Here is a 12,098-nt window from a genome sequence, read left to right as displayed (position 1 = left end):
CCCCACCGTCTCCCCCGAGGCTGCGCCCGAAGCCGCCCCCGGTGGCCGTCGGGCCGCCCGGCGGGAAGGGCACGGGAACGGCGGCCGGGGCCGGCGGCGTACGCCGAAGAAGTCCGCGCTGCTGACCGTCGCCGTGCCGTCCGTGGCCGCCATGGGCGTGTGCGCCGTGGCCGCCGCCTCCGTCTCCGGTGCGACCGACAAGGACGAGGACACCGCCGTACAGGCCGCTTCGGAAGCCTCGGCGGTGAAGCCGTCGGCCGCGAACAACAAGCTGGACTCCCAGCTCTCCAACCTGACCGCGGACGCGAACGACTTCGCCGACCGTGCCAGTCGTACGCAGGAACGTCTCGACCTGCAGGCCCGGGAGGCCGCCGAGAAGAAGCGGCGGGCAGAGGAGGCGGCGCGCAAGGAAGCGCTGCGGCCGAAGTTCGCGCTGCCGGTCAAGCAGCACGGGCTGAGCGCGCTCTTCGGGCAGGCCGGCGTCAACTGGATGTCGCTGCACTCCGGCATCGACTTCCCGGTCAGTTACGGCACGCCGGTCATGGCCGCGACCGACGGCACGGTCGTCACCAAGTGGAACCCCGCCTACGGCAACATGATCGAGCTCACGGCGCCGGACGGCACCGAGACCTGGTACTGCCACCTGAGCAGCGCCAAGATCCGCTCGGGCACGGTCAAGGCCGGAGACGTCATCGGGTACTCCGGCAATTCGGGCAACTCCACCGGCCCGCATCTCCACTTCGAGGTGCACCCCGACGGCGGCGACGCGATAGACCCGCTGCCGTGGCTGCGCTCCCACGGCATCAACCCGAACTGAGCAGGAGCACACGCAGGCGGCCCGCCCCCGGAGGGGCGGGCCGCCTGCGGTGCGTACGACTGCAGCGCCGCCGCCGACGTACGACTACAGCTTCTCCACCGGCTACAGCTTCTCCACCGGCGCGTACCGCAGCAGCAGCCGCTTCGGCTTCTCGCCGCCGAAGTCGATCGTGGCCTCGGCGTTGTCGCCGCTGCCCTTGACGCCGACGACCGTGCCCAGCCCGAAGCTGTCGTGCGTGACGCGGTCGCCGATCGCCAGCGCGACCACCTGGCGGTCCTTCGCCCGCCGGGTCGCGAAGCCGCTCGGCCCCGCCTTGCTCCGCGAGGAGGAGACGGAGGCGGAGGCCCCGAAGCCGCCGCCGGACAGGCCGGAGGACAGCCCGCCCATGGACGCGGACGGCGTCGCCGGGCCGGTCCGCTTCCACTCGACGTACTCGTCCGGGATCTCCTCCAGGAAGCGGGACTGCGGGTTGTACTGGGGCTGGCCCCAGGCGCTGCGCATCGTGGAGCGGGTGAGGTACAGGCGCTCCTGGGCGCGCGTGATGCCGACGTACGCCAGCCGCCGCTCCTCCTCCAGCTCCTTGGTCTGGCCGAGCGCGCGCATGTGCGGGAAGACGCCGTCCTCCATGCCGGTCAGGAAGACGGTCGGGAACTCCAGGCCCTTCGCGGTGTGCAGGGTCATGAGCGTGATGACGCCCGTGCCCTCCTCGTCCTCGTCGGGGATCTGGTCGGAGTCGGCGACCAGGGCGACCTGCTCCAGGAAGTCGGAGAGGGTGCCGGGGCCCGGGGCGGCAGCCCCTGATGTCTCCGTCTCGGCGCGGTCCTGCTCGAATTCCAGGGCGACCGCCGCCAGTTCCTGGAGGTTCTCGATGCGGGTCTCGTCCTGCGGGTCCGTGGACGCCTGGAGCTCGGCCAGATAGCCCGTACGCTCCAGGACGGCCTCCAGGACGGTCGCGGGGCCGGCGCCGGACTCCACGATGGTCCGCAGCTCCTCCATGAGCGCATTGAAGCGCTTGACGGCGTTCGCGGAGCGCGCGGCCATGCCGTACGCCTCGTCGACGCGGCGCAGCGCCTGCGGGAAGGTGATCTTCTCGCGCAGCGCGAGCGCTTCGATCATGGCTTCGGCGCGGTCGCCGATGCCGCGCTTCGGCACGTTCATGATGCGGCGGAGCGGGACGGCGTCCTCGGGGTTGGCCAGCACGCGCAGGTACGCGAGGACGTCCCGGACCTCCTTGCGCTCATAGAAGCGCACGCCGCCGACGACCTTGTACGGCAGGCCGACCCGGATGAAGACTTCCTCGAAGACACGGGACTGGGCGTTCGTGCGATAGAAGATCGCGACGTCGCCGGCCCGGGTCTCGCCGGCGTCCGTCAGCCGGTCGATCTCGTCGGCGACGAACTGCGCCTCGTCGTGCTCGGTGTCGGCGACATAGCCGGTGATCTTCGGGCCCGTGCCGGCGTCCGTCCAGAGGTTCTTCGGGCGGCGGTTCTCATTGCGCTCGATGACGGCGTTGGCGGCCGAGAGGATCGTCTGCGTGGAGCGGTAGTTCTGCTCCAGCAGGATCGTGGTCGCGTCCGGATAGTCCTCCTCGAACTGGAGGATGTTCCTGATCGTGGCGCCGCGGAAGGCGTAGATCGACTGGTCGGCGTCGCCCACGACGCACAGCTCGGCGGCGGGCACCTCCGCCGTCCCGGGGCCGACCAGCTCACGCACGAGGGTGTACTGGGCGTGGTTGGTGTCCTGGTACTCGTCGACCAGGACGTGCCGGAAGCGGCGGCGGTAGTGGTCCGCGACGTCCGGGAACGCCTGGAGCAGATTCACCGTCGTCATGATGATGTCGTCGAAGTCCAGGGCGTTGGCCTCGCGCAGCCGTGCCTGGTACATCGTGTACGCCTCGGCCAGGGTCTTCTCGAAGCCGTCGGCCGCCGTGCCCGCGAAGGTCTCCTCGTCGATGAGCTCGTTCTTGAGGTTGGAGACCTTGGCGCTGAAGGACTTGGGCGGGAAGCGCTTGGGATCGAGGTCCAGGTCGCGGCAGACCAGGGCCATCAGGCGCTTGGAGTCGGCGGCGTCGTAGATCGAGAACGACGACGTGAAGCCCAGCTTCTTGGACTCGCGGCGCAGGATGCGGACGCAGGCGCTGTGGAACGTGGACACCCACATGGCGTTGGCGCGCGGGCCGACCAGGTCCTCGACGCGCTCCTTCATCTCGCCCGCGGCCTTGTTCGTGAACGTGATCGCGAGGATCTGGCCGGGGTGGACGCCGCGCGCACCGAGCAGATGCGCGATGCGGTGCGTGAGGACGCGGGTCTTGCCGGAGCCGGCGCCCGCGACGATGAGCAGCGCGCCGCCGCTGTGCACCACGGCGGCCTTCTGCTGGTCGTTCAGCCCCTCCAGCAGCGCGGCCGGGTCCACCGCAGGGCGGGCGGCGCCGTCGCGGTAGTACGCGTCCCGCTGCACGGGGGCGTCGAAGCGGCCGCCGAAGAGGTCGTGCGGCACCTCCTCCGCTGCCGGACGGTCCTCGTCCTCGGGAGGCGGCGGCTCCTCGTCCTTGGGGTCGAGGTCCGCCAGGAAGCTGTCGTCAAAGAGGCTGCTCATCGCCCACCGAGTCTAGGCCGCCCCACTGACAACGCGGTCCGGACCGCGGAATTCCGGGGTCGAGGGGCCGCCCGCGGCGGGCGCGCGGAGGATACGGGACCCGCATCGCGCTCACGGACGGACAACAGCACCGGACAATCCGTGTTCACAGTCGGTCGGTCATCGACCCGGACACGATCAGGTCACGGAAATGTATCGGGCAAATCGAACATCAGCCTTCACAGAAGTCACACGAGTTGGCTACCGTGCCGACGGGCAGCCCGCCCCACCGCCCGGCGAAAGCGCCGGCACGGGCCGCCCCGCCGAGTCCGGACCGCCATCCCCACAGCGGCCGGAGCCGGGGACCCACACGTACGACCGGGGTGAATCGGCCGGCACGGAGCGACCCGCACAGGGACCGGTCCGCACAGGCCGTAGGGCACCTTCCGTAGTACGCCGCGACGATGCGGCACACGCCCGAACCCGACAGCTAACCCGGTAGGCGGTCCACGGAAGGAGTCGCCGGCCTTGGCGTCTCATCGCAAGCCGCGCACCCGCATCCTCGCCGTGCCCGCGCACCGCCGTACGGCGGCCGGGCTCACCACCGCGGCGCTCGCCTCCGTCACGCTGCTCACCCAGAGCGCGGACGCGGCCCCCAGCAACCCCAAGCCCTCCATAGAGGAGGTCAAGAAGAAGGTCGACGGTCTGTACCGGCAGGCCGAGGTAGCCACCCAGAAGTACAACGCCGCCAAGGAGCGCGCCGGCACGCAGCGCGAGAAGGTGGACGGGCTGCGGGAGGCCGCGGCCCAGCGGACCGAGAAGATGAACGAGGCCCGGCGCGAGCTGGGCACCTTCGCCTCCGCGCAGTACCGCTCCGGCGGGCTGAGCCCGACCGCCCAGCTGATGCTGGCCCGGGACCCGCAGCAGTTCGTGGACCGCAACCACCTGATGGAGCGGCTCACCGGCCGCCAGCAGGAGGCGGTCGCCGACTACCAGGACCAGCAGGCGCAGGCCGCGCGCCAGCGGGCACAGGCGATCAGCAGCCTGGAGGAGCTGCAGAAGTCCCAGGAGTCGCTGAAGACGTCCAAGCAGGACGTCCAGGACAAGCTGGGCGAGGCCCGGCAGCTGCTGTCCCGGCTGACCGCGCAGGAGAAGGAGCGGCTGGCCGAGCTGGAGCGCAAGAAGCAGGCCGAGGCGCGGCGCAAGGCCGAGCAGCTGGCGCGGGAGCAGGCCGAGCGCGAGCGGCAGGAGCAGCAGGACGGCGGCTCGGACGGTACGAACGGCGGGTCCGGGTCCGGGGGTGATACCGGGTCCGGCACAGGGTCGGGCTCCGGAGTGCCCGACGGTTCGTACGCAACCAAGGCGGAGAAGGCGATCGCCTTCGCCCGCGCGCAGATAGGAAAGCCGTACGTATGGGGCGCGACCGGCCCCACGTCGTACGACTGCTCGGGGCTCACCCAGGCGGCGTGGAAGGCCGCGGGCGTCTCGCTGCCGCGGACGACCTGGGACCAGGTGGAGGTGGGCACGCGGGTCGCGACGGGCGATCTGCAACCCGGTGACCTGGTGTTCTTCTACGACGACATCAGCCACGTCGGGATGTACATCGGCGACGGCAAGATGATCCACGCGCCGAAGCCGGGCACGAACGTACGCGTGGAGTCGATCTACTACATGCCGATCTACGGGAGCGTACGACCGGCCTGAGGCCACAAAGACGAACCGCGCGGCCGCCCCCTCGGGGCAGTCGCGCGGTTCGTACGTTCACCGCGGCCCGGCGGTCCGGGCAGGCGCTCACGTCCAGAGGAGCGCAATGAAGATGTTGACGACCGTGAGCAGGCCGACGAGCCCGAAGAGCGGCTTCTCCACCTTCTCCTCGTCACGCTTCACGTAGACCAGGCCCAGGATCACGATCAGGACGGCGAGCTTGACGCCGATCTTGATGTTGTTGACCGAGTAGTCCTGCATCTGGTTCAGGCCGACCAGGATGACGCCGGTCACCAGCATCGTGATCGCGCCGTGCAGCATCGCGGGCACGAAGCGGGCGGTGCCCGCGCCCATCGCCTTCATCTGCGTGAGGAAGCCGCCGAGCAGCGAGGCGATGCCGATGATGTGCAGCGCGACGAACACATTGATCACTACGTCCATAGTGGTCGATCGTAGCCCCGGCCTCGCTCCCGCCATCGGGCAGGGCTGCCGTCGTCGTTCCGGTCCGTCACCGGTCGGCACCTGTCACCCGGTGGCCGAAAGCGAGCAATCCACGCCGGCAGTGCGGACAAGTAGCGGCAATGCCCCGCCTCATGGCCGCCGGGAGGTTTAGCGTCCTCGTCCAGGCGGTCGGCTCCCCATCGCCGTCGGATCCGCCCCGACGGCCGTCGGCCGCCCCCGCCGAGGTACGGCGGCGGCCCGCTCCCCCTTGTTACGGACCGCCGCCGTACCGCACTCGCAGCACTCGCACGGACCGACCGGAAGCCCTCTCGTGCTTTGCTGTCGCGAGGGGAACGCGGGATAACTGGCGCCACATCAGTAACGAAAACTGATCCAGCACTCCATCAATTCGGCCGCGGAATTCGACCGGACGGTCGGAATTCGGCAAACGTAATCAGCCGCGGTCCGACGCGATCGGACACGATCCTCAATGCAGCCGCGGTACATGGCCGCTCACCACGAACTCCCGCAGCAGATCCATCGCCCGTTTCGGCGCCTCACGGAAGACGCCGTGCCCCGCCCTGGCCAGTACGTGCAGCCGTACGTCCGTATGACTCAGCCGGTGCGCAAAGCGGCGGGCCGCCGACGCGGTCGCCACCGGGTCGTGCTCACCCGCCAATATCATCGTCCGGCACGCCAGCCGGTCCAGCCCGTACCAAGGGTCGAACTCCCGCGCCAGCACCAGCCGGAAGTGGTCCAGCACGTCGTCGTTCCAGCGCACCCGGCGCAGCCGGTCCTGGCCGTCCCCGTCCTGCTGTGAGTACAGCGGCAGGCAGATCCGCTCCCACGCGTCGGTCATCTCGTCGCCCGTGTCCCCCGCCCAGTAGCGCAGCGCGACGTCCCGGGCCTCCGGCCCTCCCAGCCGTTCGAACATCTCCAGCCGTTCGTACGCATCGCCGGGCATCACGCTGTCCAGCACCAGCCCCGCGAACCGGTCCGGGTGCCGGATGGCCGCCAGCAGCGCGATCCAGCCGCCGCTGGACGTACCGACGAGAACGGGCCGTTCGATCTCCAGCGCGTCGCAGAAGTCGATCGCGTCGTCCGCCCACCGGTCCCACGTCCACTGCAGCGGCCCGCTGCGCACGGAACGACCACTTCCGCGCTGATCCAGATAGATGACCTGAGCGAAACCGGCCGCGGCGGAAAGCTCCGGTTTGAACAGGGTGTGATCTGCTCCCGGACCCCCGTGGAGCAGCACGATTGTCGGCCGTTCGGCCATGTCCGGGCCGTCCGTCACCAGTTGAGCCCCCTCCACATCGAAGTAGAGCCGAACACCATCACCGATATGTACCCGCACGGCCCTTGACCTCTCTCAAGTAGCCTGAATTTTGAACGATTCGGGTGGCCCCGGCAGCGTTATGCAAGGGGGCCGAATTCCACCGTCACTATTGCGAAGCTCTCGCAATACGATCGTGTCCGTGGACACAATGACCGAGCACCACCGCGTGCCTGTGGCACGGCCGGAGGTCGTACGCGCCTGGGTGGACGGCTGGGTACGTTCGCGCGGCGCGGACGGCGCGGTCGCGGTACCGGGCGGCTTCCGGATAGCCGTCGGCCGCACGGACCAGGTCGCGCGGTACGTCCTGCCCGCGGCCGACCCCGCGGTGCTGCGCCGCCTGTCCGTCGCGCTCATCACGCCGGGCCTCTGGCTGAAGGTCTGCGCGCCCCGCTCGGCCGTCGAGCCCGCGCTGCCGGCGTCCTGGGAGTTCCGGGCACCGGAGTATCTGATGACCGCCCCACTGGGGAGCGCGTTGCGCACCGGGGTGCGCGACGGGGTGCCCGACGGGCTGCGGGACGGGCTGGTGCCCGGCGCCGCGCCCGCGCCGCCGCCGGATCCGGCCGTGCTGCCCGGCGGGTACGTCGTCGAAACGGTCGCCCAGGGCGACCTCGTCGACGCGCGCGCCTTCAGTACGACCGGGGAGGTGGCCGCCGGCGGCCGGGTCGCGCTGGCCGGCACGGTGGCGGTCTTCGACCGCGTGCGTACGGATCCGGCGCACCGCCGCCAGGGGCTGGGCCGGGTCGTCATGACGGCCCTGGCCGCCCGCGCCGCCCAGCAGGGGGCGACGCAGGGGGTTCTGGTGGCCCGGGACGACGGTCTGTCCCTGTACCGGGCCATGGGCTGGGAGCTCCACTCCCCGGTCACCACGGCGGTCCTCCGTAGACGGGGGGCGCGCTGACTATCCGCCTACGGCGGCGTAAGCGACAAATGCCGCCCAGGCCGCGGGGGCTATCTCGAGACGGGGGCCGTTCGGCTCCGCCTTGGAGTCCCGAATGTGCACGCGGGCCGTGTCTTCGGCGACCTCGACGCATGCCCCGCCCTCGTCGTCGCTGTAGCTCGATTTCCGCCACTCGAGGGCGACCTCAACACAGTTGCCGCCGCCACTGTCGCTGTAACTGGACTTGAACCAGGTCAATCGGGCGTCGCTCATAGCTCGTCAGCCACCCTTTCCAAGTACTTCGCCGACTCTTCCGCGCTGAGGGCCTGCATGCGGATCATGCCATGCCGTTGGGCCAGTACCGTGAGCTTCTCAGCGTCCGTGTGGAGGACGCCGCTCTCCTGCCCTTCCACGTACCCGTAGGACTCGTGATCGGCGCTCTGAAGCAGGACGAAGGGGCCGCTGAGCCCGGGTTGCGCACCGCTCTCGGCAGGGAGGATCTGTACGGACACGTTGCGCAGTCGACCGACCTCCACCAGGTGGAGGAGCTGTTCCCGCATCACCTCGCGGCCGCCCACGAGCGTGCGCAACGCCGCCTCGTAGATCACGAACCCGAACAACGTCTTCGGCCTGGCCGACAACGCCTGCTGGCGCGCGATCCGCGCGTTCACCCGCTCCTCGACCGTCTCGTCGTCCAGCGGCGGGCAGTGGCTGTGCATCAGGGCGCGGGTGTACGCCTTGGTCTGCAGCAGTCCGGGGATCAACAGGGCTTCGAAGGACTGCAGCACGATGGCCTCTTCCTCGAGCGCCATGAAGTCCTGTGCGTACGACCGGTACCGCGCCGGCTTCAAATAGTCGCGTGCCGCCAGCAACATCCCGTGTGCGCCGCACATTTCGTCGGCGATTTCGAGGAGCTTCACCGTGGGACGGCGGCGGCCCTGCTCCATGGACTTCACCGAGTCCTGCGCGTAGCCGGACTCCGTGGCGAGGGCGTCGCGCGAGACGCCCGCGTGATTACGCCACAGCTTGACCTGGTTACCGCAGTAGCGCCACGCGTCCGTCACCGCGTCCACCTCCGGGGGTACCGGCCGGATACAACTGCAGCGGTACCCGGTCCGTCACTCCCCAAGGCTATGAGCAGGCGGTCACTCTGCGGCTATGACCGACGGAACACCTCAAGACATCGAGTGGCGTTTGCCGCGGAGCGCACGGAGTGTCGGGAGGGCGCGTACACTGCTCGCCGCACAGGCGCGGTCGTGGAAAGTACCCGACGAAATCGCGGACACCGCCATCCTGTTGCTCAGCGAGCTGATGACCAACGCGTGCCGGCACGCCCACGTCTCCCCCGGCCGCGAGCTGCGCGCCCGAGCGCTCGTACGGCAGAACACACTCCGTATCGAGGTCGCGGACGCGAGCAGCGCGCAGCCGGAGCCGCGGGACGCCGGGCCCGGCGACGAGTCCGGGCGCGGCCTCGCGCTCGTCGCCGCCCTCGCGGACGCGTGGGGCACCGAGCCCCGCGCGCACCGCATCGGCAAGATCGTGTGGTGCGAGCTCCGGATCCCCGCTGACGAAGTCAGATCAGGCGGCGGGCCGTTGCCCAGCGGGTCAGCTCGTGACGGTTGGAGAGCTGGAGCTTGCGGAGGACCGCCGAGACATGCGACTCCACCGTCTTGACGGAGATGAAGAGCTGCTTGGCGATCTCCTTGTACGCGTAGCCGCGCGCAATCAGGCGCAGCACCTCGCGCTCCCGCTGGGTGAGGCGGTCCAGGTCCTCGTCGACCGGCGGCGCATCCGTGTTGGCGAACGCGTCGAGGACGAAACCCGCCAGGCGGGGCGAGAAGACCGCGTCGCCGTCCGCCACGCGGAAGATCGCGTCGACGAGGTCGGTGCCGGTGATCGTCTTCGTGACGTATCCGCGCGCGCCGCCTCGGATGACTCCGATGACGTCCTCGGCCGCGTCGGAGACGGAGAGGGCGAGGAAGCGGACGGGGCGGTCGGGGTCGGCCATGAGGGGCGCGCACCGGCGCAGTACCTCTACGCCGCCGCCCCCGGGGAGGTGCACGTCGAGCAGGACCACCTCGGGGCGCGTGGCCGTGATGACCGTGACCGCCTGGTCGACGTCCGCGGCCTCGCCGACCACCTCGACGCCGGTCGAGTCCGTCTGACCGATCTCGGCCTGGACGCCCGTACGGAACATCCGGTGGTCGTCGACCAGGACCACCCGCGCCCGCCGGGCGCCCTGTGCTGCTTCCGTCGCGCTCATTCCGCGGCCGCCCTCTCCATTTCCAGTTCCACTTCCGTGCCCCCGTCCGGCGCCGAGCGCAGCCGCGCCGTCCCGCCGTTGCGCTGCATCCGCCCGATGATGGACTCCCGTACACCCATCCGGTCCGCCGGCACGGCATCCAGGTCGAAGCCCGGCCCCCGGTCGCGTACGGAGACGAACACCTTCCGGCCCTCCACCTCGGCGAAGACCTGCACCGCGCCGCCGCTGCCACCGTACTTGGCGGCGTTCACCATCGCCTCGCGCGCGGCCTGCAGCTGAGCGCCGAGCTTTTCGTCCAGCGCGCAGTCGCCGACGACCACGACCTCGATCGGTACGCCGTGCGCGTCCTCCACCTCCGCCGCCGCCTTCCGTACGGCGTCCGCGAGGCGGTCCGGCTCCGCGTCCTCGTCCTTGCCGCGCCCCTCCGGCCTGTACAGCCAGGCGCGCAGCTCGCGCTCCTGCGCGCGGGCGAGACGGGCCACCTCCCGGGGGTCGTCCGCGCTGCGCTGGATGAGCGTGAGGGTGTGCAGTACGGAGTCGTGGACGTGGGCCGCGACCTCGGCCCGCTCCTGCGCGCGGATGCGCATCAGGCGCTCCTCGGAGAGGTCCTGTGTCATGCGGACCAGGTACGGGCCCGCGAGCAGCGCGATGCCGACGACGACGGCGAGCGCGGCCTGGAGCACCGACCCGAGGTTCCGGACGGAGCCCTGGAGGATCACGATGGCGGTGACGCCGATGCCGACCAGGAGGACGCCCGCCGCGCCGCGCACTACGGGGAGCACGCCCTTGCGGCGGCCGATTTCCAGCCACTGGGCGCGGCGGGCGTTGTCGGCCTGGCGCCAGACCAGGGCGACGCCCGCGCCGATCAGCAGGACCGGCCAGAGGTAGGCGTTGGCGCGGCCGAGTTCGAACTGCGAGGCGAGCACCGACGCGCCGATGACCAGCGCGATCAGGGCGAAGATCTGACCCTTGTCGAGGCGGCGGAAGCGGGCACGCCAGCCCTCGGGGCTCACTGGAGAGGGGGACGGCGCGTACGGAGGATGTCCCGCGTGCCGGTGGGTGTCCACGCCGCCGACCCCGAGGGGGACGAAGAACCAGAACGCGGCATACAGGAGCGCGCCCATGCCCTGCGCCACGAAGAGGGCGAGGAAGACGATCCGTACCCAGGAGACGGGCAGCCCCAGATGGCCGGCCAGGCCGCGGGCGACGCCGCCGAGGAGCCGGCCGTCGGCGCTGCGGTACAGGCGCCGCGGTGCCGGCTCTACGGGGTCGGGTGCCGGGGCGTAGGGGCCCTCGGCGCGGGGCGGAACGGTCGTCATGCCCCGATCGTCACATGAGGACGGATGCCGGGGCATCAGGGTCGACCCTGAGGGACCCCTGATCGCTACTTGTAGCGGAAGCCGTCGCGGGCCACCTGGAAGACCTGCTGGTACTTCGGCCACTGGTCCTTCGGCGCCGACAGGTAGATCGCGTACTCGTTCTCGCCCTCCTTGCCGAAGCCGAGGTCGATGGCGCGGAAGTCGCGCACCCGGCCCTGGAAGGTGAACTCCCAGATCGCCGCCGGCTGCCCCCGGAACAGGGTGTCCTGCAGCCGCAGCCGCTCGTACCCCTGCGACTTGCTCCGGAGCTGCTCCTCGACCTGCTCGAAGTGGCGGACGTGATTCGAACTGGCGAAGTTCAGCACGCTGACCTTCAGGCCGACGAGGCCGGTGGGGGCCAGATAGTCGACCTCGTTGCGCTCCGGCATGTACTTGCGGGTCCAGCCGTTCGGCACGGGGAAGGAGACGCCGAGCTCCTTCTCGGTGACGAGGTGGTAGCCCACCGGGACCTTCGGCGGCTTCGGCTTGTCCGCGCCCCCGGAGGCGGAGGCGGACGGCTTGGCCGGCTCGTCGGACGTCCCGGGGATGGCCTTCACGCCGCCGCCGTCCTGCAGCAGGTACAGCACGCCGGCCGCCACCGCGCCGACGGCCACGACGGCCAGCGCACTCCACAGGACGGCGCGCAGGCGGCGGCGGGCGGGCGCCGCGGGCACGCCTACAGGGACGCGGCTGGTGGCTGCGGTGACGGCGGTGGCGGGGTCGCG

12 protein-coding genes and 1 riboswitch are annotated in these 12,098 nt (G+C 70.6%); of the genes, 4 read left to right on the top strand and 8 right to left on the bottom strand.

From position 1 onward, the window contains the following. The coding region (locus CCS38_RS32650) for a M23 family metallopeptidase (RefSeq protein WP_223736939.1) at positions 1-817 on the top strand (817 nt) is incomplete at its 5' end. A 102-nt stretch (positions 818-919) separates the two neighbouring features. Here CCS38_RS32650 and pcrA read toward each other — a convergent pair. Then, positions 920-3,412 carry a DNA helicase PcrA gene (gene pcrA, locus CCS38_RS32645; RefSeq protein WP_223736938.1) on the bottom strand — a complete coding sequence of 831 codons (2,493 nt, stop codon included), beginning with the start codon at positions 3,410-3,412 and terminating at the stop codon, positions 920-922. Positions 3,413-3,716: 304 nt separating this feature from the next. Then, positions 3,717-3,911: riboswitch (cyclic di-AMP (ydaO/yuaA leader) on the top strand. An 8-nt stretch (positions 3,912-3,919) separates the two neighbouring features. On the opposite strand from pcrA, the gene CCS38_RS32640 reads away from it, so the two are divergent. Next, positions 3,920-5,095 (top strand): C40 family peptidase, encoded by a 1,176-nt coding sequence (locus tag CCS38_RS32640; protein ID WP_223736937.1) that lies wholly within the window; start codon positions 3,920-3,922, stop codon positions 5,093-5,095. An 87-nt stretch (positions 5,096-5,182) separates the two neighbouring features. Here the strand turns inward: CCS38_RS32640 and CCS38_RS32635 are convergent, their stop codons facing one another. Both CCS38_RS32635 and CCS38_RS32630 read right to left on the bottom strand, forming a co-directional pair. Beyond that, entirely contained in the window at positions 5,183-5,536 is a 354-nt protein-coding gene (locus CCS38_RS32635) for a hypothetical protein (RefSeq protein WP_030254273.1), read from the bottom strand. Positions 5,537-6,023: 487 nt separating this feature from the next. Then, a complete protein-coding gene (locus CCS38_RS32630; RefSeq protein ID WP_223736941.1) occupies positions 6,024-6,815 on the bottom strand; it encodes an alpha/beta fold hydrolase in 792 nt (263 codons plus the stop codon). 208 nt (positions 6,816-7,023) lie between these two features. Here CCS38_RS32630 and CCS38_RS32625 point away from each other — a divergent pair, with 208 nt between their 5' ends. Next, positions 7,024-7,773, top strand: coding sequence for a GNAT family N-acetyltransferase (locus CCS38_RS32625; protein WP_223736940.1), 750 nt, complete (start codon positions 7,024-7,026; stop codon positions 7,771-7,773). On the opposite strand, the gene CCS38_RS32620 is transcribed toward CCS38_RS32625, so the two are convergent. Both CCS38_RS32620 and CCS38_RS32615 read right to left on the bottom strand, forming a co-directional pair. After that, positions 7,774-8,025, bottom strand: coding sequence for a DUF397 domain-containing protein (locus CCS38_RS32620; protein ID WP_223736936.1), 252 nt, complete (start codon positions 8,023-8,025; stop codon positions 7,774-7,776). It lies immediately after the preceding gene. Further along, complete coding sequence (locus CCS38_RS32615) at positions 8,022-8,816, bottom strand: helix-turn-helix domain-containing protein (protein ID WP_223736935.1); 795 nt, start codon at positions 8,814-8,816, stop codon at positions 8,022-8,024. The genes CCS38_RS32620 and CCS38_RS32615 overlap by 4 nt, the downstream gene beginning before the upstream one ends. A 94-nt stretch (positions 8,817-8,910) precedes the next feature. Between CCS38_RS32615 and CCS38_RS32610 the strand changes: the two genes are divergently transcribed. Continuing rightward, on the top strand, positions 8,911-9,426 hold the full coding sequence (locus tag CCS38_RS32610) for an ATP-binding protein (RefSeq protein ID WP_223736934.1): 516 nt from the start codon (positions 8,911-8,913) through the stop codon (positions 9,424-9,426). On the opposite strand, the gene CCS38_RS32605 is transcribed toward CCS38_RS32610, so the two are convergent. The 3 genes from CCS38_RS32605 to CCS38_RS32595 all read right to left on the bottom strand — a co-directional run. Beyond that, on the bottom strand, positions 9,326-10,015 hold the full coding sequence (locus CCS38_RS32605) for a LuxR C-terminal-related transcriptional regulator (RefSeq protein ID WP_223736933.1): 690 nt from the start codon (positions 10,013-10,015) through the stop codon (positions 9,326-9,328). The genes CCS38_RS32610 and CCS38_RS32605 overlap by 101 nt on opposite strands. Then, complete coding sequence (locus CCS38_RS32600; protein WP_223736932.1) at positions 10,012-11,334, bottom strand: ATP-binding protein; 1,323 nt, start codon at positions 11,332-11,334, stop codon at positions 10,012-10,014. Before CCS38_RS32600 ends, CCS38_RS32605 begins: the two co-directional genes overlap by 4 nt. A 65-nt stretch (positions 11,335-11,399) precedes the next feature. Then, positions 11,400-12,098: serine/threonine kinase C-terminal domain-containing protein (locus CCS38_RS32595; RefSeq protein ID WP_504740355.1), on the bottom strand; the 699-nt coding region annotated here is incomplete at its 5' end.

This window comes from Streptomyces purpurogeneiscleroticus (assembly GCF_020024005.1).
Lineage (GTDB): Bacteria > Actinomycetota > Actinomycetes > Streptomycetales > Streptomycetaceae > Streptomyces > Streptomyces purpurogeneiscleroticus.
Note: the sequence above shows the minus strand (reverse complement) of the source record. Positions and strands in the feature narration are given on the sequence as shown.